This window comes from Citrobacter sp. Cb031, assembly GCF_030336725.1.
GTDB lineage: Bacteria > Pseudomonadota > Gammaproteobacteria > Enterobacterales > Enterobacteriaceae > Citrobacter > Citrobacter braakii.
Map to the genome: position 1 here is coordinate 345,028 of NZ_JAOWDA010000021.1, position 25,502 is coordinate 370,529.

General features: G+C 52.7%; 22 protein-coding genes. 16 read left to right on the forward strand and 6 right to left on the reverse strand.

Features of this window, described 5'->3' with window-relative positions; all coding sequences use genetic code 11:
• Positions 1-28: 28 nt before the first annotated feature.
• Together pgm and seqA are read right to left on the reverse strand one after the other, a co-directional pair.
• The gene (gene pgm / locus OGV93_RS06110; protein WP_016152262.1) at positions 29-1,669 is read right to left on the reverse strand and encodes a phosphoglucomutase (alpha-D-glucose-1,6-bisphosphate-dependent); all 1,641 of its coding nucleotides are present in this window, start codon (positions 1,667-1,669) and stop codon (positions 29-31) included.
• Positions 1,670-1,693: 24 nt separating this feature from the next.
• Complete coding sequence (gene seqA / locus OGV93_RS06115; RefSeq protein ID WP_016152261.1) at positions 1,694-2,236, reverse strand: replication initiation negative regulator SeqA; 543 nt, start codon at positions 2,234-2,236, stop codon at positions 1,694-1,696.
• Between the two features lie 194 nt (positions 2,237-2,430).
• On the opposite strand from seqA, the gene ybfF reads away from it, so the two are divergent.
• From ybfF to OGV93_RS06160, 9 genes are all read left to right on the forward strand, one after another.
• Positions 2,431-3,204: an esterase gene (ybfF, locus tag OGV93_RS06120; protein ID WP_287109443.1), complete on the forward strand. Its 774-nt coding sequence runs from the start codon at positions 2,431-2,433 to the stop codon at positions 3,202-3,204.
• A 128-nt stretch (positions 3,205-3,332) separates the two neighbouring features.
• Positions 3,333-3,620 carry a LexA regulated protein gene (gene ybfE / locus OGV93_RS06125; protein ID WP_003022842.1) on the forward strand — a complete coding sequence of 96 codons (288 nt, stop codon included), beginning with the start codon at positions 3,333-3,335 and terminating at the stop codon, positions 3,618-3,620.
• 155 nt (positions 3,621-3,775) lie between these two features.
• Complete coding sequence (gene fldA, locus OGV93_RS06130; protein WP_003022839.1) at positions 3,776-4,306, forward strand: flavodoxin FldA; 531 nt, start codon at positions 3,776-3,778, stop codon at positions 4,304-4,306.
• A 210-nt stretch (positions 4,307-4,516) separates the two neighbouring features.
• Positions 4,517-4,603: a ryhB-regulated fur leader peptide gene (locus tag OGV93_RS06135; RefSeq protein WP_049259739.1), complete on the forward strand. Its 87-nt coding sequence runs from the start codon at positions 4,517-4,519 to the stop codon at positions 4,601-4,603.
• Positions 4,596-5,042 carry a ferric iron uptake transcriptional regulator gene (gene fur, locus OGV93_RS06140; protein ID WP_003022836.1) on the forward strand — a complete coding sequence of 149 codons (447 nt, stop codon included), beginning with the start codon at positions 4,596-4,598 and terminating at the stop codon, positions 5,040-5,042. The genes OGV93_RS06135 and fur overlap by 8 nt, the downstream gene beginning before the upstream one ends.
• Before the next feature lie 129 nt (positions 5,043-5,171).
• On the forward strand, positions 5,172-6,098 hold the full coding sequence (tcuR, locus tag OGV93_RS06145) for a tricarballylate utilization LysR family transcriptional regulator TcuR (protein WP_019076276.1): 927 nt from the start codon (positions 5,172-5,174) through the stop codon (positions 6,096-6,098).
• Between the two features lie 97 nt (positions 6,099-6,195).
• Positions 6,196-7,599 (forward strand): FAD-dependent tricarballylate dehydrogenase TcuA, encoded by a 1,404-nt coding sequence (gene tcuA / locus OGV93_RS06150; protein WP_287109444.1) that lies wholly within the window; start codon positions 6,196-6,198, stop codon positions 7,597-7,599.
• Positions 7,586-8,725: a tricarballylate utilization 4Fe-4S protein TcuB gene (tcuB, locus tag OGV93_RS06155; RefSeq protein ID WP_016155982.1), complete on the forward strand. Its 1,140-nt coding sequence runs from the start codon at positions 7,586-7,588 to the stop codon at positions 8,723-8,725. Before tcuA ends, tcuB begins: the two co-directional genes overlap by 14 nt.
• Before the next feature lie 53 nt (positions 8,726-8,778).
• The gene (locus tag OGV93_RS06160) at positions 8,779-10,074 is read left to right on the forward strand and encodes an MFS transporter (protein WP_016152256.1); all 1,296 of its coding nucleotides are present in this window, start codon (positions 8,779-8,781) and stop codon (positions 10,072-10,074) included.
• Between the two features lie 51 nt (positions 10,075-10,125).
• Here the strand turns inward: OGV93_RS06160 and OGV93_RS06165 are convergent, their stop codons facing one another.
• Together OGV93_RS06165 and chiP are read right to left on the reverse strand one after the other, a co-directional pair.
• Entirely contained in the window at positions 10,126-10,458 is a 333-nt protein-coding gene (locus OGV93_RS06165; RefSeq protein ID WP_016155980.1) for a ChiQ/YbfN family lipoprotein, read from the reverse strand.
• Positions 10,459-10,507: 49 nt separating this feature from the next.
• Positions 10,508-11,914: a chitoporin ChiP gene (gene chiP, locus OGV93_RS06170; RefSeq protein WP_016152254.1), complete on the reverse strand. Its 1,407-nt coding sequence runs from the start codon at positions 11,912-11,914 to the stop codon at positions 10,508-10,510.
• A gap of 636 nt (positions 11,915-12,550) precedes the next feature.
• On the opposite strand from chiP, the gene OGV93_RS06175 reads away from it, so the two are divergent.
• From OGV93_RS06175 to OGV93_RS06185, 3 genes are read left to right on the forward strand one after another with little or no spacing between them, the layout of a single operon-like run.
• Positions 12,551-13,552 carry a LacI family DNA-binding transcriptional regulator gene (locus OGV93_RS06175; protein WP_287109445.1) on the forward strand — a complete coding sequence of 334 codons (1,002 nt, stop codon included), beginning with the start codon at positions 12,551-12,553 and terminating at the stop codon, positions 13,550-13,552.
• Between the two features lie 34 nt (positions 13,553-13,586).
• Positions 13,587-15,695 (forward strand): ADP-ribosylglycohydrolase family protein, encoded by a 2,109-nt coding sequence (locus tag OGV93_RS06180; protein WP_287109446.1) that lies wholly within the window; start codon positions 13,587-13,589, stop codon positions 15,693-15,695.
• 33 nt (positions 15,696-15,728) lie between these two features.
• Positions 15,729-17,012, forward strand: coding sequence for an ABC transporter substrate-binding protein (locus OGV93_RS06185; RefSeq protein WP_287109447.1), 1,284 nt, complete (start codon positions 15,729-15,731; stop codon positions 17,010-17,012).
• A gap of 58 nt (positions 17,013-17,070) precedes the next feature.
• Here OGV93_RS06185 and glnS read toward each other — a convergent pair whose 3' ends face one another.
• Both glnS and nagE read right to left on the reverse strand, forming a co-directional pair.
• Positions 17,071-18,738, reverse strand: a complete 1,668-nt coding sequence (gene glnS / locus OGV93_RS06190) for a glutamine--tRNA ligase (protein WP_016152250.1) — start codon at positions 18,736-18,738, stop codon at positions 17,071-17,073.
• Positions 18,739-18,925: 187 nt separating this feature from the next.
• Positions 18,926-20,875, reverse strand: a complete 1,950-nt coding sequence (gene nagE / locus OGV93_RS06195; RefSeq protein WP_016152249.1) for a PTS N-acetyl glucosamine transporter subunit IIABC — start codon at positions 20,873-20,875, stop codon at positions 18,926-18,928.
• A gap of 342 nt (positions 20,876-21,217) precedes the next feature.
• Between nagE and nagB the strand changes: the two genes are divergently transcribed.
• The 4 genes from nagB to nagD all read left to right on the forward strand — a co-directional run bounded on the left by nagB (position 21,218) and on the right by nagD (position 25,366).
• Complete coding sequence (gene nagB / locus OGV93_RS06200; RefSeq protein WP_003022803.1) at positions 21,218-22,018, forward strand: glucosamine-6-phosphate deaminase; 801 nt, start codon at positions 21,218-21,220, stop codon at positions 22,016-22,018.
• Positions 22,019-22,078: 60 nt separating this feature from the next.
• The gene (gene nagA, locus OGV93_RS06205) at positions 22,079-23,227 is read left to right on the forward strand and encodes an N-acetylglucosamine-6-phosphate deacetylase (RefSeq protein WP_032931096.1); all 1,149 of its coding nucleotides are present in this window, start codon (positions 22,079-22,081) and stop codon (positions 23,225-23,227) included.
• Positions 23,228-23,235: 8 nt separating this feature from the next.
• Positions 23,236-24,456, forward strand: coding sequence for a DNA-binding transcriptional regulator NagC (gene nagC / locus OGV93_RS06210; protein ID WP_016152247.1), 1,221 nt, complete (start codon positions 23,236-23,238; stop codon positions 24,454-24,456).
• A gap of 157 nt (positions 24,457-24,613) precedes the next feature.
• Entirely contained in the window at positions 24,614-25,366 is a 753-nt protein-coding gene (gene nagD, locus OGV93_RS06215) for a ribonucleotide monophosphatase NagD (RefSeq protein WP_005121413.1), read from the forward strand.
• Positions 25,367-25,502 lie beyond the last annotated feature (136 nt).

Below are 25,502 nucleotides of genomic sequence, written 5' to 3' on the forward strand. Positions count from 1 at the left end.
CTACAAAACGCGTCAGTACAAACAAGACTTACGCGTTTTTCAGCACTTCGCTGACAATCTCAACAGCTTCTTTTTCGATCTGCTTGCGATGTTCTTCACCAAGGAAGCTCTCGCAGTAGATTTTATAAGCGTCTTCAGTACCTGACGGACGCGCAGCAAACCAGCCGTTGTCAGTCATCACCTTCAGACCGCCGATAGAAGCACCGTTACCCGGTGCCGCCGTCAGACGTGCCGTGATCGGGTCGCCCGCCAGCGTGCTGGCACTCACCATTTCCGGAGACAGCTTAGACAGCGCCGCTTTCTGCGCGGAGGTCGCGCTTGCCTGCAGTCGGTTGTAGCTTGGCGCGCCGAAGCGGGCAGCCAGTTCGTTGTAGTGCTCTTGCGGATTCTTACCGGTCACTGCGGTAATTTCTGCCGCCAGCAGGCACATGATGATGCCGTCTTTGTCGGTCGACCACGGTGTACCGTCAAAACGCAGGAAAGAAGCGCCCGCGCTCTCTTCACCACCAAAGCCAAAGCTGCCGTCAAACAGACCGTCAACGAACCACTTAAAGCCAACCGGAACTTCGACCAGTTTACGCCCTAAATCATTCACTACGCGGTCAATCATCGCCGAAGAGACCAGCGTCTTACCAACGGCAACGTCTTTGCCCCACTGCGGACGATGCTGGAACAGGTAGTTGATCGCCACCGCCAGGTAGTGGTTCGGATTCATCAGACCCGCCGGGGTGACGATACCGTGACGGTCATAGTCCGGATCGTTGGCAAAGGCCAGATCGAACTTGTCACGCAGCGCCAACAGTCCCGCCATCGCGCATTCGGAGGAGCAGTCCATACGGATTGCGCCATCTTTGTCGAGATGCATAAAGCGGAAAGTCTGATCAACGTGATCGTTAACGATAGTCAGGTTCAGGTTGTAGTGCTTGGCAATACGCTTCCAGTATTCGATACCGGAACCGCCAAGCGGATCGACGCCCAGCGTCAGGCCTGCTTTCTGGATCGCGGCCATGTCGACGATGTCGGCCAGTCCTTCAACAAACGGCTGAACCAGGTCCTGCTCTTTTACATGACCAGATGCCAGCGCAGCATCCAGCGACATACGCTTCACGCCTTGCAGACCATCAGCCAGCAGAGCGTTAGCCCTGTCTTCCACCACTTTGGTGACGTTAGTATCTGCCGGACCACCGTTTGGCGGGTTGTATTTAATGCCACCATCTTCCGGCGGATTGTGGGACGGCGTGATCACAATGCCGTCAGCCAGCGGGCCGCCTTTTTTGTTGTGGACCAGGATAGCATTCGACACGGCAGGGGTTGGCGTAAAGCCGTTATTTTCCTGCACGATGACGTCCACGCCGTTCGCTGCCAGCACTTCCAGTACAGAGATAAAAGCCGGTTCAGACAGCGCGTGGGTATCCTTGCCCACGTAGCACGGGCCAGTGATCCCGTTTTTCGCACGTTCTTCAGCAATCGCCTGAGCGATAGCCAGAATATGCGGCTCGTTAAAACTATGACGACCTGCACTGCCGCGATGTCCGGACGTACCGAACTTGACGGCGTGCTCAGCGTTCCCTGCCGTTGGTTTCAGTACATAGTACTGTGCCGTCAGTTGGGCGACGTTAATCAAATCACTCTGTTGCGCAGGTTGACCTGCACGGTTGTGGATTGCCATTGCCTGGTCCTTCTAATGCAAGGATTAAATTGTTCCGCAAACCTTTTCAATCAATTCCGCAGGGAATTGCATTGACTGCATGATGTGCTCAACCATGCTGCATTTACGGCCGGTATTGGTATTGGTGATCACCCAGTACGGCGTGCCTGGCACGTGTTTCGGTTTGGTTTGATTACCATTTTTCAGCAGCGTCTGTTCATCTGCTGCAAAATAAACGCGCGTACGACCATGCAACGATTCCGTTGCTTCGGCGAACGCGTTTTGATCCAGTGAATAGAGTGTAGACAGCACCAGCATAAAGCGATTTACTGCTTTCTTCTGCTCCGCATATTCGTCGGACAGCAGCAGTTCACGCATCGCGCGCACTTTATCTTTTACGGGGTTAACCGGCTTCGCTTCCACGACAGCTTGCACAGCGCGGACTTCTTTTACTACCGGAGTGACAGGCTGTGATGCGGCGGAAAACTTCAACATACGCCGTAAAATGTCGGATGCGCTCTCGCCGATATGCTTGGTGTGGCTGGCAATATAGCTATAGAGTTCATCATCAACTTCAATCGTTTTCATCTTAATCCAGTGCAGTGTTTAGCTGAATACAAGTTGTTGGGGTCAACACGCGTAGTGTAAAGGCAAATCCCAACAGCGGATAGCGTCAAGCCTGGTGGCTGGCAAAACTCAGAGTAACCGTAGTTGTTGCAGCCATGTGGCAGAATGGTCAACATGATACCCTAACCCGTGAGTGTGAAAAAAAGAACTTTGCCATGAAATTGAATATCCGAGCGCAATCTGCGCAAAACCTGCACAATAATTCTCCCATCGTCCTGGTGCACGGCCTGTTTGGCAGTCTGGATAACCTGGGGATCCTGGCGCGCGATCTGGTGGCCGATCACGATATCATCCAGGTTGATATGCGAAATCATGGCCTCTCCCCGCGTTCACCTGAGATGAATTATCCGTCCATGGCGCAAGATCTGCTGGATACGCTGGACGATCAACAAATCGAAAAAGCGATCTTTATTGGTCACTCGATGGGGGGCAAAGCCGTCATGGCGTTAACCGCGTTGGCCCCGGAACGTGTCGAACGGTTGGTAGCCATCGACATTGCCCCCGTTGACTATCATGTTCGCCGTCACGATGAGATTTTTGCTGCCATTAACGCAGTAACTGACGCGCAGTCCTCTTCGCGTCAGCAGGCGGCGAGCGTCATGCGCCAGCATCTGCAAGAGGAAGGCGTGATCCAGTTTCTGCTCAAATCCTTCGTGGACGGCGAATGGCGCTTTAATGTTCCCGTGCTGTGGGAGCAATATCCTCATATTGTCGGCTGGGAGACCATCCCGGCGTGGGAACACCCGGCGCTGTTTATCCCCGGTGGCAACTCACCTTATGTAACCGAAGCGTATCGCGAACAATTGCTGGCGCAATTCCCGCAGGCTCGGGCGCACGTTATTGCAGGCGCGGGCCATTGGGTGCATGCGGAAAAACCGGAGGCGGTACTGCGCGCCATCCGTCGTTATCTGAGCGAACAGGCTAACTGATTAAAAACTCAGCGTCTGCGCGTGATTACGCGCGTGGGCGTTGGCGTGTCTCCCCTGCTGATGTATTATGGCGGGCTATCCATCCGGGCAGACGCCTGGCTGATTGTTTCCCCGAAGTCACCAAGATCATGGCCAAAGAACAAACGGACCGTACGACATTAGATCTGTTCGCGCAGGAGCGTCGCCCGGGACGACCCAAAACTAATCCGCTCTCGCGTGATGAACAGTTACGTATTAACAAACGTAATCAGCTTAAACGCGATAAAGTTCGCGGGCTTAAGCGTGTCGAACTGAAACTGAACGCTGATGCTGTTGACGCTCTGAACGAGCTGGCCGAGGCGCGCAACATGAGTCGCAGTGAACTCATCGAAGAGATGCTGATGAACCAACTCAGCGCATTGCGCGGTCAGGCTTAGTCTGAATTTCTGCTCTAAATCATAAATCGTGTAGCACAGAGTGCAGTCCTGCGTGTTTGCTGTTTCCGCATGCCTGACTGTTCTGCTATGATTGCCCTTATCCGTGGGCAATGCGCCACCACCATTTCAATAAGTTTCAAGAGGTTATTTTACTCATGGCAATCACTGGCATCTTTTTCGGCAGCGACACCGGTAACACCGAAAACATCGCAAAAATGATTCAAAAACAGCTTGGTAAAGACGTTGCCGATGTACATGACATTGCAAAAAGCAGCAAAGAAGACCTCGAAGGGTATGACATTTTGCTGCTCGGCATTCCAACCTGGTACTACGGTGAAGCGCAGTGTGACTGGGACGATTTCTTCCCTACCCTCGAAGACATTGATTTTAACGGCAAACTGGTTGCATTGTTCGGCTGCGGCGACCAGGAAGATTACGCAGAATATTTCTGCGATGCGTTGGGTACAATTCGCGACATCATCGAACCGCGCGGCGCAACCATCGTCGGTCACTGGCCAACGGCGGGTTATCACTTTGAAGCGTCCAAAGGCCTGGCTGACGACGACCACTTTGTGGGTCTGGCCATTGATGAAGATCGCCAGCCTGAATTGACCGCCGAACGCGTAGAAAAATGGGTTAAGCAGATCTCTGAGGAGCTGCACCTCGACGAAATCATCAATGCCTGATTTTGTGTGGCGCAGATTTCCATCTGCGCCACATCAATAGATAAAACCAATCAAAATAATTGCTACAAATTTGTAACTTTTTCGTCTGACCCTGTACAATGGCCGGATGCCAATCGGGTATTGCACAGTGTGTTTGTCGGCGATACCACGTTTTGATTAACAATATATGCCAGAGACTTGCAGTTTTCATTTAGCCATGGCAGTTCTATAATGAATCGCATTATCTCAAGTGCAATTTCTGTCACTTCTGTTAATGAAGTGAATCGTTTAGCTACAGGACAGATTCCGCATGACTGACAACAATACCGCATTAAAGAAGGCTGGCCTGAAAGTAACGCTTCCTCGTTTAAAAATTCTGGAAGTTCTTCAGGAACCGGATAACCATCACGTCAGTGCGGAAGACTTATACAAACGTCTGATCGATATGGGTGAAGAAATTGGTCTGGCGACCGTGTATCGCGTGCTGAACCAGTTTGATGATGCCGGTATCGTGACCCGCCATAATTTTGAAGGTGGTAAATCCGTCTTCGAACTGACTCAACAGCATCATCACGATCATCTCATCTGCCTCGACTGCGGCAAAGTGGTCGAATTCAGCGATGATTCCATCGAGGCGCGCCAGCGTGAGATTGCGGCTAAACATGGTATTCGTTTAACCAACCATAGCCTCTATCTTTACGGTCACTGCGCCGAAGGCGATTGCCGCGAAGATGAGCATGCTCACGACGGTAAATAATGTAATGCTTTCTGAAAAGCCAACCATTCGGTTGGCTTTTTTTATGGGCGCTATCCCCTCTTTTCCCCTTCCCTCCACTCCTGTGTTGCTTTAATGTAAAAATCAATTATCCCTTCCCGGAGAGTCGAAATGGAACTTCGCCAGCTACGCTATTTTGTTCGCATTGTAGAAACCGGCAGCATGGGTAGCGCGGCGCTCGATCTCAATATTGGGGTTTCGGCACTCAGCCAGCAAATGTCCCGCCTGGAAAACGAACTCGCTATTCGCCTGCTGCAGCGCACCTCGCGTGGCGTGACGCCCACCAGCGCCGGACTGGCTTTTTACTCCCAGGCGCAACTGGCGCTCCGCCACGCAGACGATGCAATCCTCGCCGCGCGAGAGTCCCGGCTTTCCGGGCACGTCAGCGTCGGTATGGCCCCCAGTACCGCTTCCGTTCTCGGCATGCCTTTTATTAACGCCATGCGGGAAAGCTATAGTGATGTCCGCCTGCATGTGGTGGAAAGCCTCTCTGGCAACCTGGAACGGATGATTAATACCCGCCAGATTGATCTGGCCGTGGTATTTCAGAAAGAAAAGATCCTGCGCTGGAGCGCCAGACCGATTCTCGAAGAGCGCCTGTTTTTGATTGGGACTCATGCCTTACTGGCCGATATTGCCGATGACAATATTGCGCCAGCCCAGCTGGCAAGTATCCCATTGATAATGCCCAGCCCAGGCCACGGTCTGCGCGGCAGGCTGGAAGCAATTTGTCAGGAACACGCGCTGCGCATTGAGATCGCCACAGAAATTGATGGTCTGGCGCTGCTAATGCGTGCCGTTCGCAGTGGAATCGGCGCTACTCTCCAGCCCGGCGCGGCAATTTCCCATCTCGATAAAGAGACGCTAAGAGTGATCGGCGTCCATAATCCAATACTGAGTCGCCCCAACTTTCTGGTCAGCCTTTCTGATGATGAGCTAACCCCCGCGGGCCTCGCCGCCCGCGTCGTGCTAACAAAAGTGATGCATCAACTGGTGGAAGCAGGAAGCTGGCCAGGCGCCATCCTTTACAATAACTAAAGCCCTCTTTAGCACTTCGTCATAGCGCCTGCACAAGCTGTGCGTATACATTTCAATTACAAATTTAACAATTAGTTAAATGGTAATGGAGTATACGATGGTTGATGTTCTGGTGATTGGCGGTGGCAATGCCGCGTTATGTGCTGCCCTAACCGCCCGTGAGCAAGGAGCTTCGGTACTCTTGCTCGAAGCGGCTCCACGGGAATGGCGCGGAGGAAATTCTCAACACACGCGTAATCTGCGCTGTATGCATGACGCGCCGCAGGATGTACTGGTGGAAAGCTATCCTGAAGAGGAGTTCTGGCAGGATCTGCGGCGCGTCACCGAGGGAAATACTAACGAAGCCCTGGCGCGTCTGGTGATCCGCACCTCTTCACAATGCCGCGACTGGATGCGCCAACACGGCGTTAATTTTCAACCTCCTCTCTCCGGTGCTTTACACGTAGCGCGAACCAACGCCTTTTTTATGGGGGGCGGGAAAGCCCTCGTGAATGCCTATTATCGCAGCGCAGAAAAGTTAGGCGTGCAAATCCGCTATAACACGCCGGTGCAGGCGCTTGAACTGCATAACGGTGAGTTTGTGGCAGCGCTGGCAGGCGAAGAGCGCATAACCGCTAAGTCCTGCGTGCTTGCCGCTGGCGGATTTGAGTCAAACCGCGAATGGCTGCGCGAAGCCTGGGGAGAAAACGCCCGCGGCGAGTGGCCTGCGGATAACTTCCTGATTCGCGGCACGCGCTTTAATCAGGGCGTACTGCTTAAATTTATGATGGATGCCGGGGCGGACATCATCGGCGAACCCTCCCAGTCACACTGCGTCGCCATTGATGCCAGAGCGCCATTATATGACGGCGGGATTTGCACCCGCGTGGACTGCGTTTCACTCGGCATAGTAGTCAACCGTGACGCAGAACGTTTTTATGATGAAGGCGAAGATTTCTGGCCCAAACGCTACGCCATCTGGGGACGCCTGGTCGCCCAACAGCCAGGACAGATTGGCTATTCCATTATCGACAGTAAAGCCATCGGCCACTTTATGCCACCGGTATTCCCCGGCGCACAGGCGAATACGCTGGCGGAGTTGGCGCATCAGTTGGGGCTGGATACCGAACGCTTTACCCACACCGTGACGGCGTACAACAACGCCTGCCAGCCAGGTCAGTTCGACCATACCGTCCTGGACAACTGCGCGACGAAGAAGTTAACCCCCGCGAAAACACACTGGGCGCGACCGCTGGACCAGCCACCTTACTACGGCTATGCCCTGCGGCCAGGGATCACCTTCACCTATCTTGGGTTAAAAGTGAACGAACGCGCTGCCGTACACTTTGCCGGGCAGCCAAGCCGCAACCTGTTCGTCGCCGGAGAGATGATGGCGGGCAACGTGTTGGGCAAGGGTTACACCGCTGGCGTGGGCATGTCGATCGGGACAACCTTTGGCCGCATTGCCGGAAAAGAAGCCGCGCTGGCAGCACGTAAGGAGGCACGTCATGAAGCAGCTTGAGAAACTGATCATCGAAGCGCAAATAATCACCGAGCCGGAAGCTGAAGTTGAACGTGTAATGCAGGTCTGTAACGCCTGCCGCTATTGTGAAGGTTTTTGCGCCGTGTTCCCGGCAATGACTCAGCGCCTGGAATTCGGTAAAGCGGATATCAATTATCTGGCTAACTTGTGCCATAACTGCGGCGCCTGCCTGCACGCGTGTCAGTATGCCCCACCCCATGAATTTGCCATCAACGTACCGAAGGCGATGGCGGAAGTGCGGCTCGAAACCTATCAGCACTACGCGCAACCCGCCGCCTTTGGCGCGCTTTATCGTCGCGCAGGCATCACTGTGACGCTGGCGCTGGTTTTCGGTCTGATCCTGTTTTTACTCCTCGCCATGAGTTTAAAGGGCTCGTTATTCCATCCTCCGCTGGCCGGGGATTTTTATCAGATTTTCCCGCATAACCTGCTCGCATGGATGTTTGGTTCGGTATTTATTCTGGCGATAGGTCTGCTGATGGCGGGTGTTCTGCGCTTCTGGCGCGAAATCTCTCCGGGTGTACCGCGTTCCGCTGAAATTGCTGAAGCCTCGCACAATGCGCTGACGCTGAAGTATCTCGATGGTGGGCATGGCAAAGGTTGTAACGAAGCAGATGATGCCTTCACCCTGATGCGCCGCCGTTTCCATCACTTCACCTTCTACGGTTTTATGCTCTGCTTTGCCGCCACCGTGGTGGCAACGGGCTATCACTACTTTGCAGGTATAGAAGCGCCCTATCCGTTCTTCAGCGTTCCGGTAATGCTGGGCACGTTGGGCGGCATTGGCCTGGTTGTCGGCCCGGCTGGCTTGCTATGGCTCAATTTTAAGCGCTCACCGCTGCATGGCGACGCACGGCAAAAACCGATGGATCGCGGTTTTATTTTGCTGCTGCTCCTGACCAGTCTGACCGGTTTAGCGCTGCTGGCGGGAAGAGACACCTCCTGGATGGCTATTTTGCTCGCCATTCACCTCGGCGTGGTCATGGCGCTCTTTCTGACCATTCCTTATGGAAAATTTGCCCACGGATTTTACCGCTGCGCAGCCTTACTCAAGTGGGCGATTGAGAAACGGCGCGGCAAACAGGCGGGGGTCGCAGGCGACTAACCCGCAAACTCTTACCTCTATAAATATTATGATAAGACAGTGGAGCAAACCCAATGACACAACAACCATCGCGCGCCGGAACTTTCGGCGCAATACTGCGGGTAACCAGCGGTAATTTCCTCGAACAGTTTGACTTTTTTCTGTTCGGTTTTTACGCCACCTATATCGCAAAGACCTTCTTTCCTGCAGAGAGTGAATTTGCCGGGCTAATGTTAACTTTCGCCGTGTTTGGTTCAGGTTTCTTAATGCGGCCTGTTGGCGCAATTGTGCTGGGTGCTTACATCGACAGAATTGGTCGCCGTAAAGGACTGATGGTGACGCTGGCGATTATGGGCTGCGGTACCCTGCTGATTGCCCTGGTACCCGGTTATCACAGTATTGGTCTGCTGGCCCCTGTCCTGGTATTACTCGGCCGATTATTACAGGGCTTTTCTGCAGGGGTGGAGCTGGGCGGCGTCTCGGTTTATCTTTCTGAAATCGCCACCCCTGGCAATAAAGGCTTCTACACCAGTTGGCAGTCCGCCAGTCAACAGGTCGCCATTGTGGTGGCAGCTCTGATTGGTTACGGCCTGAACGCCACCCTGGGACACGATGAGATCTCTGAATGGGGCTGGCGTATTCCATTCTTTATTGGTTGCATGATTATTCCTTTGATCTTCGTGCTCCGCCGCTCGCTTCAGGAAACAGACGCCTTTTTACAACGTACGCACCGTCCCGACACCAGGGAAATTTTTACTACCATCATCAAAAACTGGCGTCTCATCGCTGCGGGTACGCTGCTGGTGGCGATGACCACAACGACGTTCTACTTTATTACCGTTTACACACCGACCTATGGTAGAGCTGTACTTCACCTGAGCGCTCGCGACAGCCTGATCGTCACCATGCTGGTCGGTATTTCTAATTTTATCTGGCTGCCGATTGGCGGGGCGATTTCTGACCGAATTGGTCGTCGTCCGGTGTTGATGGGGATTACCATCCTTGCACTGATCACCACCTGGCCGGTTATGCACTGGCTCACCGCCGCGCCAGATTTCACGCGCATGACGCTGGTCCTGCTTTGGTTCTCGTTCTTTTTTGGTATGTACAACGGGGCAATGGTCGCCGCACTCACCGAGGTGATGCCTGTCTATGTGCGTACGGTGGGCTTTTCACTGGCATTCAGTCTTGCCACGGCGATTTTTGGCGGCCTTACGCCAGTCATCTCCACAGCGCTGGTCCAGCTAACCGGGGATAAAAGCTCACCGGGGTGGTGGCTGATGTGTGCGGCACTTTGCGGGCTCGCCGCCACGGCAATGCTGTTTGTCCGGCTGAGTCGGAGTTATCAACCGGTGGAATATAAACCCTGAAATGCAAACGGGCGGAAAACTCTCCGCCCGTTGTCTGTTTCATTTTTCGATTTACTGCGCAGTATTCTTGCTACGAATTTCCTGCCAGACCTTGTCGCAATCAGCATTAACGGACTGACCATTACCCGTGCGCGTAGCCTGGATGCATTGCTGATAATCCAGTACGCGTACGCTTTCTTCATTGGCAAACTGCTGATGCTGCTTTTCTTTCTTCAGCACATTCAACACGCTTTGGCAGGCTTCGATTTTCTCCGGCGATCCTTGCGCGGTAGTAATGCACGCGCTGTAGGCTTCTTTCAGACGACTGTCTTCTTTTGGTGCCGGGGATTGCGCGCAAGCCACCAGCCCGGATGCCATAACAGCGATGAGTATCAGTTTTTTCATAGCACTTTCCTCAACGATACGGCAGGCGCCCGGCCTGCCGCTGTTGGCATTAGAAGATGGTGAACGGAGCAATAACGATGAATTTCACGTCGCGCTCATCCTGGAAGATGTTGCCGTAACCACCGCCCCAGCTCGGAATGTCTGAATGGTTGTCGTACTGGGTGAAGTGCAGTTTAAACATGGTGCCCTTCGCACGCCCCTCTTGCAGGGTATAGACCGCATCCAGGCTGTAAGAAGATTCTTCGATAGTCCGGTTTTTGTCGTAATACGCATCCGGATTGATCTGCCAGGTTGATGGCTTGGCATCCCATGCGTAAACGTAGGACGCGCCCACTGCCCAGCCCGGCAAATTCCAGTTCTTCAGGTCATACATTGCGCCGAAGAAGACAGCCTTTTCGCCGTTGGCGTTGAAGTCGGAACGGTTATCCCACCAGATATCCAGGCGACCGTTTGATGAGGCGTAGGTCGGGGTCATACGCTGCAGGAAGTACCCCTGCTGCCCGTCCGCTTTAACCCAGGTCCCTTCCAGACGCAGGTCAACCACTTCCGCCACTTTGTAGCCAAAGGTCAGCGCCTGCAGCCAGGCCGTACCGTCATAAATATCGTTCACGGTGCGATCATCAACTTTGTCGCGCGCGCCGTAGAACTGGTAGCTGGTGGTAAACGGGTTACCGCCTAAATCGAATTTATAGCTGGCTTTTGCGAAGTACTGATCGACGTAGCCTTCAGACTGACCAAATGCGGCTTCCAGCAACAGGTTATTTTTGAAGTCATATTTCGCGCCGATTGAGTGCAGATAATCTACGCTGGTCTTTTTATCAGCCTGATAGAATTTATCGACTTCAGTGTGCCATGGTGCTTTATATTCGTTGGCCCACATATAGGAGAAGCTCAGTGCACCAGCATCACCATAGTCGAAGTTGGCTCCGGCTTCAGCACCCTGATAGGTACCTGGCATAAAGCTCCAGTGCGGAGCCAACAGAGTCTGTCCGGTTGGTTGAATGTAACCAGCGCGCGCCCAGGTTGGGCCGAATTTAAATTTGGCTGCTGCTTTATAAAGGCTAATTCCGCTCTTATCGCCGGAGTAATCTTCATCATAGCCTTTATTTTTTGACGAGAATGCAATTTCGTTTGGATGGCCGCTTTCGCTACTTTCGTTCATTTCAATAGCGGTAAATGCTGCGATATCAATACCAAACATATCAGCCGCATAACCGGACTGGAAGTCGAGGTTAGCGTTCCAGGTGGAGTGAGAAAGGTTGGTTTTGTATTTGTCGTGATCGGTCACATCTTTACGGTCACGCTCACGCTGCCAGTAATAGATGCCGCCGGTTAAGGTTGAGTCATCAATAAACCCTTCGGCGTGTACCTGGGGAGCGACAACGAAACCCGACATTGCTGTGATACCGGCGATAGCCAGCGCCAGCGTACTACGTTTGCCACTAAACGTACGCATATGTTAATCCTCTTTGACGTATAACCCTTCGTTTTTCAAGCTGCATCGGTGTTGGCTTTACTCGGCCTTTGGCCTCGCCCCTTCGGGGACAGCGCACGCGCTGCGTCTCCGCCTTGATGCAACTCGAAATCCATTGGGTATAAAATGCTGCCGACAAAAGCGGACAGCGAAAAAACAAAAATTAAAAAAGTAGCGCTGAGAAAACCTCAGTGACTACAATGAATAGACTATTTTTCGCGACGCGAATTATCAATCTCTTTCTGTAACGAGTATGTAATAGTATGAGCAACCGCACATATTTTCTTGTTTTCTGTTACATTTTGCTTTGGGAGTAAAAAAAGTCACAAAAACAAGAAAAAACACTTTATATACATATAGATATCTTCAATTTTATTATTATATATATAATTCCACCCCTAATAATTGTCTTTGCATTCGCAAAACAAATTAATTCTCGAGCGTCATTAATTCGCTCTGCAAACAGAACGTTTGAACTCCTGAATTCACTCTCCGTCGTTGATGTGACCGTCCTCGGATTTTCCACACAAATACACTCACTTTATAAGGTTTTTATTGACAGCTACCGGGTGTCCCATTATTCAAAGATGCAGGTTATACGTATAAGTTGATAAATAAATGACAAAACGCATCACGCAGAAAGACGTCGCGGCCCTGGCTGGCGTTTCACAGGCGGTGGTATCCGTGGTACTCACCAAAGGAAATCACACCTATCCACAGGAGACAGTGAGCCGGGTTGAGCAAGCGGCTAATCAGCTGGGATATATACCGAACCGTTTTGCACAAGCGCTGAAAACCAATAAAACCATGTCGATCGCCTGCATCGTGCCGGATATCGCCAACCCTTTTTATGCCTCACTCGTCCGTGGCGTTCAGTCGGTGACGGATAGGTATCACTACGATGCGATCGTGGCCAGCACCGATGGATTACGGGAAAGAGAGCTGCATTTTTTGCGCTGGTCAGCGCAGGGGCGGGTCGACGCCGTGGTGGGGACATTTTTTAACGTCGGGATGAAAGATTTTGCCCCGTATCTTCAGGCAGGGATCCCGATTGCACGTATTGAAGCCAGGATGAAAAAAAGCGGCCCGCTACCGCTGCATAATGTTTATATCGACAACGCCGCTGCCGCGCGCAGCGCCGTCGAATATCTGCTGGCACAGGGGCACCAAAATATCACGATGATCGTCAGCGCTGGCGGTCCTGAGCCTGCCAGAGTGGAAGGATATCGCCAGGCGATGACCCAGGCCGGGCACCTTCCGCGCATCAAAATTCTGCCAGGTTTTAACGAACAGAGCGGCTATCAGATCGCGATGCAGCTGATTAATGACGGTACGCTCCCGGATGCGATTTTCGCCGCCAACGATTTAATGGCTATCGGCGTGATGCGTGCCGCAAGGGAGAAAGGCATCACGATCCCGGAGCAGCTTGCGGTGATGGGGTTCGATGATATTCCCGCCGCCGGGCTGGTGACCCCTTCCCTTACCACTATCGCCCAGTACCCGGAGCAGCTTGGGCAAAAAGCGGCCGCCCTCCTCCTGGCACAAACCGATATCACCGCGCCGCTCCAGGGCAGCACCACAGAAATGCCCTGGGGCCTGGTAAAAAGAGAATCCGCCTGAACGGCTGATAAAACACCACACAAGGATCAAACAGATGGAATTGCCTTCAGATTATGAGTCGCGCGTTTATGCTGGGGTGTTAGGGAAATTAATCGGCGTCTACCTTGGCCGCCCTTTCGAAGGGTGGACCTACGAAAAAATTATGCAGGAGCTGGGGCCGATCCAGTATTACGTCCACGAAAAATTTAACCGTCCGCTGGTTGTCACCGACGATGATGTCGCCGGAACCTTTACCTTTATCCGCGCACTGGAAGATTATGCCCTGCCGCCGGATCTGGGCGCGGAACAGATGGGTCACTGCTGGCTTAATTACATCATTGATAAACGCACCATCCTCTGGTGGGGCGGCAACGGTAATTCGACGGAACACACCGCCTGGCTGAATCTCAAAAAAGGCATTCCGGCTCCGCTAAGCGGAGCCATTGCGACCAACGGGAAAACGATTGCCGAACAGATTGGCGCACAAATCTTTATTGATAGCTGGGCGCTTGTCGCACCGGGACAACCCCGTCTGGCGGCAGAACTTGCCAAAAATGCCGCCAGCGTGAGCCATGACGGTGAAGCGGTGTATGCCGCTATGCTCTGGGCGGCGATGGAATCACAGGCCTTTATCTGCCAGGAGATCGAACAGCTTATTGACGTCGGATTATCCGTGATCCCGGCAGAGTCGCAAATAGCCCAGCTGGTTGGCGATATCCGTCGCTGGCGACGGGAAGATAACGACTGGCAGACGACCCGCCAGCGAATCGACGACAACTATGGCTATCACAAATATCCCAGCAATTGTCACATCATCCCTAATCATGCGCTGATGATTATGGCGATCCTTTACGCGCCGGACGACTTCCAGCAGGCCCAGTGCATTGTCAATACGTCAGGATGGGACACTGACTGCAATGCGGGGAATGTCGGCTGTCTGTCCGGCATTATGCTGGGACTCCAGGGTATTGACGCAGGCCCGGACTGGCGCGGGCCGCTGGCAGACAGAATGCTGATCTCCTCAGCCGACGGGGGGTTCTCCATAAACAACGCCGTGCGGATCACCGATTACCTGGTCGGGCTGGGACACCAGATTGCCGGTCTGCCGCGCCCTGAAGCCAAAAAATCCGGCGCGCAGTACCATTTCTCACTACCGGGCAGCGTGCAGGGTTTCCGCTGGCTTAATGAAGAAAATGCGGCCGCGGTTGAGGTTAAGAATGAGGCGCACCTGGGGCGGCAGATGTTGAGTCTGCACTATCGCCATCTTGCGCCCGGACTTCATGCCAGCGTGACCACGCAAACCTTTACCCCGCCTGAAATCGTGGAAATGCGCAGCTATGATTTAATGGCTACCCCACTTATCTACCCAGGCCAGCGTCTTCAGGCCACCCTGATTGCGCCACCGGATAACACATCCGCGTTAAACGTGCGGCTCTGCTACCGGGTTTATGATGACAACAATCAGCTGACGCCCCAGTACGGCGACGCGCAGAGCATAGCCCCGGGTGAATCGCTAACGCTGGCGTTGGATCTCCCGGACTGCCAGGGCCAACCGATCGGCGAGATTGGCGTAACAATCAGCACCGATGCCCGCGTTGCCCGCGGTCGCCTGCTCATCGACAGTATGCGCTGGGACGGCGCACCTGAGCTGACCCTGCGTAAACCCACAGGGGAAACTAATTTTTGGTGGCGAGCCTGGGTAAACGGCGTGGATCTCTTTTCACGCCACTATCCCACCAGCTTTCGCATCTCCAAAGAGTACGACGAGGGATTGATTATTCACGGAACGCGGCAGTGGGATAACTACCGCGTTCAGAGTGACATTACGCTGCATTCAGGGGAGTACGGCGGTCTGGCTTTTCGGGTGCAGGGGATGAGGCGCTATTACGCCGCGCGCATCCTGCGCGACGGGAAATTACAGATCGTCCGCGTGCGCGACACCAGCACCAAAGTCCTGGCAGAAGCGGCGTTGTCCGACGTGTACGAGCGCCCTGTGTCGTTCGATATCAGCGTCAACGGGCAGATTATCTCCGCGACCGTTGACGGTAAAACGCTGCGCGTGGAGGACGCTGAACACGAAGCCTTGATGGATGGCGGGATCGGTTTACTGATTTGTGCAGGTGCGCTGTCGACGGACGCTATCCATATCAGCGCCAGTTGTTAATTAACGGAAATGGACGACAACAAGGGATTAAAAATGAACATACCAAAAACAATGCTGGCGCTGATAACCGCCGTTTTGCTTTCAGGCTGTGAGGATAAACCGCAGCAGGTGACCATCGAATTTATGCACTCCGCCGTTGAGCAGGAGCGCCAGACCGTCATTGCCGGGATCATCAACCGCTTTCAGCAAGAGAATCCGGATATTATTGTGAAGCAGGTTCCCGTCGAAGAGGATGCCTATAATACCAAAATCATTACCCTTGCCCGCTCAGGATCACTACCGGAGGTCGTCGAGGTCAGCCATGACTATGCCAAAGTCATGGATAAAGAGCAGCTTATCGACCACAAAGCGGTGAAAACGCTGATCGACAGGCAAGGTGAAAGCGCCTTCTACGACGGTGTGCTGCGCATTGTTCGCACCGAAGACGGAACGGCCTATACCGGCGTGCCGATCAGCGCCTGGCTGCAGGGAGTCTGGTATCGTAAATCGGTACTGGCTAAAGCGGGAATCGACGAACCCAAAAACTGGACGCAGCTGCTGGAAGCGGCACGCAGGCTGACCGACAGCGCCAGTAAAAAATATGGCATCGCGCTGCCGACGGCTGAAAGCGTCATGAGCGAACAAACCTTCTCTCAGTTCGCACTTTCAAACGGTGCCAATGTGTTCAACGCAAACGGCGACATCACGGTTAACTCAGCAGAAATGCAGGCCTCGCTGAACTATTATCGCGAACTGGCCCGCTATACCATGCCCGGCTCGAACAACGTAACAGAGATCAAAGACGCCTTTATGAACGGCACCGCGCCGATGGCGGTCTATTCGACCTATATCCTGCCAGCGATTTATCAGGATGGTTCACTGGCGGATTTAGGCTTTGTCGTGCCGAGCGAAAAATCACCTGCCGTATTTGGCGTTATCACATCCTTAACGCTCACAGCCGGTCAGACTGAGGCAGAAACGAAAGCCGCCGAAAAATTTGTCAGCTTTATGGGACAGGCGCAGAACGCGGCTGACTGGGTATTGATGTCGCCGGGGGCGATGCTGCCGGTGACGAAGGCCGCCGCGCAAAACGTCAGTTGGAAGGACAACCCTGCCGTCAAAGTCTTTGGAACTCTCCCTGAACAGCTGATTGCCCAGTACCCGAATATGCAGGTCTTTGGATCGGTCGGCGAGAAGAACTTTACGCGGATGGGGGATATTACCGGCTCCATGATCCTCAGTGAAATGGTCAATCAGGCGACGGTGGGTAAGCAGGAGACATCGGTGGTGCTGGAACGCAGCCAGCAGCGGGTTCAGGCGTTAATGCAGCATAAGTAAAACAGAAAAATCCGCCTCAAACGTCGCGTTGGCGGCGTTTGAGGCAGTGTGACAGCAATTACTCGCCGACTTTAGCCCACGTATCGCGCAGACCTACAGTGCGGTTAAATACCAGCTTGTCAGCCGTTGCATAGCGGCTGTCCAGGCAGAAGTAGCCTTCACGCTCAAACTGGAACGCTTTACCTGCAATCGCAGCCTGCAGTGACGGCTCACCGTAGCCCTGCTTAATGACCAGCGATTCCGGGTTGATAACGGACAGGAAGTCTTCCGCCGCACCTGGGTTTGGCACGCTAAACAGACGATCGTACAAACGGATTTCAATCGGCAGCGCATGGGACGCGCTCACCCAGTGAATAACACCTTTTACTTTACGACCATCAGCCGGATCTTTGCTCAGGGTGTCGGCATCGTAGGTGCAGAAAATGGTGGTGATATTCCCTTCTGCATCTTTCTCTACACGTTCAGCCTTGATCACGTAAGCATTACGCAGACGTACTTCTTTGCCCATCACCAGACGCTTGTACTGCTTGTTCGCTTCTTCGCGGAAGTCGGCGCGATCGATCCAAATTTCACCGCTAAACGGCACTTCACGGCTGCCCATTTCCGGTTTATTCGGATGGTTAGGCATGGTAACCAACTCGCTTTCGCCCTGCGGGTAGTTTTCGATAACCAGTTTCACCGGATCGATAACTGCCATCGCGCGCGGGGCGTTTTCGTTCAGATCTTCGCGAATGCAGGACTCCAGAGAAGCGATCTCAATGGTGTTATCCTGCTTGGTCACGCCAATGCGTTTGCAGAACTCACGAATAGCGGCAGCAGTATAACCACGACGACGCAGGCCAGAAATCGTCGGCATACGCGGATCGTCCCAGCCTTCAACGTGCTTGTCGGTCACCAGCAGGTTCAGCTTGCGCTTGGACATCACGGTGTATTCCAGATTCAGGCGCGAGAATTCGTACTGGCGCGGGTGAACCGGAATGGTGATGTTGTCCAGCACCCAGTCGTACAAACGACGGTTATCCTGGAACTCCAGCGTACACAGTGAATGCGTAATGCCTTCCAGCGCATCGCTGATGCAGTGGGTAAAATCGTACATCGGGTAGATGCACCACTTGTTGCCGGTCTGGTGGTGTTCGGCGAACTTAATACGGTACAGCACCGGATCACGCATCACGATAAACGGCGAAGCCATATCGATTTTCGCGCGCAGGCAGGCTTTACCTTCTTCAAAACCACCAGTACGCATTTTTTCGAACAGTGCCAGGTTCTCTTCGACGCTACGATCGCGGAACGGGCTGTTTTTACCTGGCTGCGTCAGAGTGCCGCGGTATTCGCGGATCTCCTCCGCTGACAGTTCATCAACGTACGCCAGGCCTTTATTAATAAGCTCTACCGCATAGGCGTGAAGCTGATCGAAGTAATCCGAAGAGTAGCGAATATCGCCAGTCCAGTGGAAACCTAACCATTCAACGTCGTTTTTAATCGACTCAACGTACTCGATATCTTCTTTAACCGGGTTCGTATCATCAAAACGCAGGTTGCACTGGCCCTGGTAATCTTGCGCAATGCCAAAGTTCAGACAAATGGATTTCGCGTGGCCAATGTGCAGATAGCCATTTGGCTCCGGCGGAAAACGTGTATGGATAGTGGTGTGCTTACCACTGGCCAGATCTTCATCGATGATCTGACGAATAAAGTTACTCGGGCGGGCTTCAGCCTCACTCATCGTGGATTCCTCAAAGCGTAAACAACGTATAACGGAACATGATCTTATAAGCGACGTCAGGAGACAACTATTAGTTGCACAAAAAAGGTGTTTCAACAGGATATATGAGGGTATTTGCTGCAAAAAAAAGCGGCGGAGGAATATCCCCCGCCGCTTAAGGCACTTAACTCACTTTACTCAGGAGCAGTTATTTACCTTTAATCTCATACAGTGGTGTTTGACCAGCAACCACATGACCTTCGGCTTTAATGACCAGAGCACCGAAATCATCGCTGTTGCTGCACACAACCGGGCTAATCATGGAACGTGCGTTGGCGTTCAGGAACTCCAGATCCATTTCCAGAATCGGTTGACCTGCAGTCACTTCCGCACCTTCTTCAACCAGACGCTTAAAGCCTTTACCTTCCAGCGCTACTGTATCGATACCCATGTGGACCACGATTTCCGCGCCTTTAACGGTTTCCAGACAGAACGCATGGTTAGTGTTGAAGATTTTCACGATGGTGCCGGCAGCCGGAGCAACCACGATTTTATCCGTTGGCTTCACCGCCACGCCGTCGCCTACAGCTTTGCTGGCGAAGGCTTCATCAGGCACCTGCTCCAGCGCAACCACGTCACCGGTAATCGGAGAAACTAAAGTTTCAACGGTTACTGCGTTCGCTACAGCTTGCGGTTTAGCAACCGGAGCCGCTGCTGCTGGCGCACTTTCACCAGACGCTGCAGCCACCGGGCCACGCGCAACAACTTTCTTCATTTCGTCGCCGATAGATTCGGCCTTCGCACCCACGATGACCTGGATAGTTTGCTTGTTCAGCTTAACCACTCCAGATGCGCCTAAACGTTTACACATCGCATCATTTACGCGACCGGAGTCGGCAACGGTCAGACGCAGACGAGTGATACAGGCATCAATCGCTTTCAGGTTATCGGTACCGCCAACTGCTGCAATGTAGTTGGTTGCCAGTTGAGCCAGACCTTCTTCAGTGTTGCTGTTCGCTTCTTCAGTAACGATATCGTCTTCTTTATCTTCACGGCCCGGCGTTTTCAGGTTAAACATACGAATAACCGCGCTGAACAACACAAAGTAAATGACGAAGAACACCAGGCCCATCACGACCAGCATCCAGACGTTCTGACTTGCCGCCGGCAGGTTGTACATCAACACGTAGTCGATAGCCCCTGCGGAGAAGGAGAAGCCCGCGTGGATCCCCAGCAGTGTTGCAACGAACAGGCTGATACCCGTTAACAGTGCGTGCAGGAGGTACAGCAATGGCGCCAGGAACATGAACAGGAATTCCAGCGGCTCGGTAACACCGGTCAGGAACGCGGTGATCGCAACGGACAGCAGCATACCGCCAACCATCGGACGACGTGCTTTCGGAGCGGCGAAGTACATTGCCAGCGCCGCACCCGGCAGACCAAACATCATGATCGGGAAGAAGCCAGACATAAACATACCCGCAGTGCCGTCACCCGCGTAGAAGCGGTTGATGTCACCGTGGAATACGGTACCTGCAGCGTTAGTGAATTCACCAATCTGGAACCAGGCGATAGTGTTCAGCACCTGATGCAGACCGGTTGGGATCAGCAGACGGTTGATGAAACCAAAGATACCGGAACCCAGCGCGCCAGCGCCCACGATCCACTCACCTCCCGCATGGATGGCGTTCTGCACCGGCGGCCACACGTAGCCGAAGATAGCAGCCAGCACCAGACAGAAGAAGCCAGTGGCGATCGGCACGAAGCGTTTGCCGCCAAAGAAGCTCAGGAAGTCAGGTAGTTTGATACCAGACCAACGGTTATATACCGCACCGCCGACCAGACCAGTGATGATACCTGCCAGCACGCCCATATTGATGGCCGGGTTAATGGTAACCATTGCTTTGGTCAATATGAAATAACCGACCGCACCCGCCAGCGCTGCAGCACCCGCGCTGTCTTTTGACCAGCTGGAAGCCACACCGATAGCGAAAATTAACGCCAGGTTATCAAAGATGGCCCCACCCGCTTGCGCGATGAAGGGTACGTTAAGTAAATCTGGTTGGCCGAATCGCAGCAGCAGTGCCGCGACTGGCAGCACAGCGATGGGGAGCTGTAACGCCCTACCCAGCCGCTGGAAAAAACCTAAAATATTCATTTTATTCCCCCTACGAGACCCCGATTAGGCTTCTTTGAAGCCATATTTTTATTGTGCGACCATTCCTGACAGCAAGATTCTGGAACAACAATATTAACCATTCATCTACATTCAGAGTGTGTGAAAATTTAATTCGTATCGCAAATTAAACGCGTGTTTTTTGTGATTCCAGTCACCAAATATCGTTATTAACCCTCCCTTCCACTGGCTAACTACGAAAACTTATTTTATCATTCAAAAAATCGAAACGGATTGATCCTTACCGATGCAAAACCAGGTTACGCTTAATACTGCACAGAGACTCAATCCGCCAATTGCTTACATTTACTTTTGAGGTGAAGAATGAGACTGATCCCCCTGAATACCGCTGAACAAGTCGGCAAATGGGCTGCTCGCCATATCGTTAACCGTATTAACGCGTTCAAACCAACGGCTGATCGTCCGTTCGTTTTGGGCCTGCCGACTGGCGGTACTCCGCTGACAGCCTACAAAGCATTGGTTGAAATGCACAAAGCGGGCCAGGTAAGCTTCAAGCATGTTGTGACGTTCAATATGGACGAATATGTTGGCCTGCCGAAAGAGCATCCGGAAAGCTACCATAGCTTCATGCATCGCAACTTCTTTGATCACGTTGATATTCCAGCAGAAAACATCAACCTCCTCAATGGTAACGCACCGGATATTGATGCAGAATGCCGTCAGTATGAAGAAAAAATCCGTTCTTACGGTAAAATCCACCTGTTTATGGGCGGCGTAGGCAACGATGGTCACATCGCGTTCAACGAACCAGCCTCTTCTTTGGCTTCCCGTACCCGCATCAAAACGCTGACTCACGACACGCGTGTTGCGAACTCACGCTTCTTTGACGGCGACGTAAGCCAGGTGCCTAAATATGCGCTGACCGTTGGCGTGGGCACCCTGCTGGATGCCGAAGAAGTGATGATCCTGGTACTGGGCCACCAGAAAGCGCAGGCGCTGCAAGCCGCCGTTGAAGGCAACGTTAACCATATGTGGACCATCAGCTGTCTGCAGTTGCATCCGAAAGCCGTTGTGGTCTGCGATGAGCCTTCCACCATGGAACTGAAAGTGAAGACGCTGAAATACTTTAACGAGTTAGAAGCGGAAAATATTAAAGGTCTGTAATTGATGTCTCCGCCCTGTCGATAAGTTGCAGGGCGGCATTTTTTGAAATCGGGGGTCGGAATGTATGCTTTAACCCAGGGCCGGATTTTTACCGGTCACGAAATTCTTGATGACCATGCGATTGTTGTCGCCAATGGCCTGATTGACAGCGTTTGCCCACTGGCTGAGTTACCGTCAGGAATTGAACAGCGCTCACTGAATGGGGCCATTGTTTCCCCCGGTTTTATCGATGTACAGCTAAACGGCTGCGGCGGCGTACAATTTAACGATACGGCAGAAGCCGTGACCGTTGAAACGCTGGAAATCATGCAGAAAGCCAATGAAAAATCTGGCTGCACCAGCTACCTGCCAACGCTTATCACCACCAGCGATGACCTGATGAAACAAGGCGTTCGCGTCATGCGTGAATACCTGGCGAAACACCCGAATCAGGCACTAGGGCTTCATCTGGAAGGTCCGTGGCTGAATCTGGTGAAAAAAGGCACCCATAATCCGGGATTTGTCCGTCAACCGGACGCTGCGCTGGTTGATTTCCTGTGCAATAATGCCGATGTGATCACCAAAGTAACGCTGGCACCAGAAATGGTCCCGGTAGAGGTCATTACCAAACTGGTGAATGCGGGTATTGTGGTTTCTGCGGGTCACTCAAATGCAACGGTAAAAGAAGCAAAAATCGGGTTCCGCGCAGGCATCACCTTTGCGACACATCTGTTCAACGCGATGCCTTACATTACCGGTCGCGAACCTGGTCTGGCGGGCGCTATTCTTGATGAAGCCGATATCTACTGCGGTATCATCGCCGATGGCCTCCACGTTGATTACGTTAACATTCGTAATGCCAAACGCCTGAAAGGCGACAAGCTGTGCCTGGTCACCGACGCAACCGCACCAGCAGGTGCAAACATTGAACAGTTCATTTTCGCTGGTAAAACAATATACTACCGTAATGGATTGTGCGTTGATGAGAACGGTACACTGAGCGGCTCATCATTAACCATGATTGAAGGCGTACGCAATCTGGTCGAACATGCGAATATCGCTCTCGACGAAGTCTTACGTATGGCAACGCTCTACCCTGCTCGCGCCATTGGCGTCGACAAACAACTCGGCAGCATCGCGCCAGGCAAAGTAGCCAACCTGACTGCGTTCACGCACGACTTTAAAATTATCAAGACCATCGTTAATGGCAACGAGGTCGTTACTGAGTAAGAGAAAGAATGACACCAGGCGGACAAGCTCAAATAGGTAATGTTGATCTCGTAAAACAGCTTAACAGCGCGGCGGTTTATCGCCTGATTGACCAGCATGGGCCAATCTCGCGAATTCAAATTGCCGAGCAAAGCCAGCTTGCCCCCGCCAGCGTAACGAAAATTACGCGTCAATTGATTGAACGCGGGCTGATCAAAGAAGTCGATCAGCAGGCCTCTACCGGGGGCCGCCGCGCTATCTCTATCGTCACCGAAACCCGCAATTTCCACGCGATTGGCGTACGCCTGGGCCGCCACGATACTACGCTCACGCTCTATGATATGAGCAGTAAAGTGGTCGCTGAAGAGCATTATCCTCTCCCGGAGCGCACCCAGGAAACGCTGGAGTATGCGCTGCTCAACACCATTGCCACCTTTATTGAGAACTGCCAGCGGAAAATCCGCGAGCTGGTTGCGATTTCCGTCATTCTGCCAGGCCTTGTTGATCCTGAAAGCGGCGTCATCCGCTATATGCCGCACATTCAGGTCGAAAACTGGGGGCTGGTCGAAGCACTCGAAAAACGCTTTAAGGTCACCTGCTTTGTCGGTCACGATATTCGCAGTCTGGCGCTGGCCGAGCACTATTTCGGGGCAAGCCAGGATTGCGAAGACTCCATTTTGGTGCGTGTTCACCGCGGAACCGGGGCGGGAATCATCTCCAATGGCCGAATTTTTATTGGTCGCAATGGCAACGTGGGTGAGATTGGCCATATTCAGGTAGAGCCGCTGGGTGAACGTTGTCACTGCGGTAATTTCGGCTGTCTGGAAACAATTGCCGCCAATGCCTCTATTGAACACCGCGTGCAGAACTTATTGAAACAGGGTTATCCAAGCCGACTCACGCTGGATGATTGCGGCATTAAAGCCATCTGTAAGGCGGCTAATAAAGGCGATAACCTGGCATCAGAAGTCATTGAGCACGTTGGTCGTCACCTGGGTAAAACCATCGCCATCGCCATCAACCTGTTTAACCCACAAAAAATCGTCATTGCGGGCGAAATTACCGAGGCTGATAAAGTGCTGCTGCCTGCTATAGAAAGCTGTATCAACACGCAGGCGTTGAAAGCGTTTCGCCACAATTTACCGGTGGTTCGTTCCACACTGGATCACCGTTCAGCCATTGGCGCCTTTGCGCTGGTGAAGCGTGCGATGCTCAACGGTACATTGCTGCAACGTTTGCTGGAAAGCTAATACCAAGCTGCCTCTGCGTTAGCTGCATCTGCTCACCCTAGTCACTTACTTCAGTAAGCTCCCGGGGTTCTCAGACTTGTGCCGCCTTGATGCAACTCGAATGATTTAGTGTATTTTGTGTATAGTAATGCCTTCTTTTTTTGATGTCGGATTGTCCATGGCCATTAAGAATGTAATTTGTGATATCGACGGCGTGCTGATGCACGACAATGTTGCCGTACCGGGTGCGGCAGAATTTCTGACTGGGATCCTGGAAAAAGGCCTGCCGTTAGTTTTGCTGACTAACTATCCTTCACAGACCGGGCAGGATTTGGCAAACCGCTTCGCCACCGCGGGTGTGAATGTCCCTGATAGCGTCTTTTATACTTCCGCCATGGCTACCGCTGATTTTCTTCGCCGCCAGGAAGGGAAAAAGGCCTACGTGGTAGGTGAAGGTGCGTTAATTCACGAGCTGTATAAAGCCGGGTTTACTATTACTGACGTGAACCCCGATTTTGTGATTGTTGGCGAGACGCGATCCTATAACTGGGACATGATGCATAAAGCGGCATATTTTGTGGCCAACGGTGCGCGTTTCATCGCCACAAACCCGGATACTCACGGACGCGGTTTTTATCCTGCCTGCGGTGCGCTGTGCGCCGGTATCGAAAAAATCTCTGGCCGTAAGCCATTTTATGTGGGCAAACCCAGCCCGTGGATTATTCGCGCGGCGCTCAACAAAATGCAGGCGCATTCGGAAGAGACCGTTATTGTGGGCGACAACCTGCGTACCGATATTCTGGCGGGCTTCCAGGCGGGTCTCGAAACCATCCTGGTATTGTCTGGCGTTTCGACGCTCGACGACATTGACAGCATGCCGTTCAGACCAAGCTGGATTTACCCGTCCGTTGCGGAAATTGATGTGATTTGATGCGTAAGCCGGATAAGACGCCCCCGCGTCATATCCGGCCAGAAGAAATCCTTCCATTTAATAAAACCGCCATAAAATTATCGATTCATTAATAAACCCGTCTATTCCGTAATCTTTTTTCACCAATCCACAATGA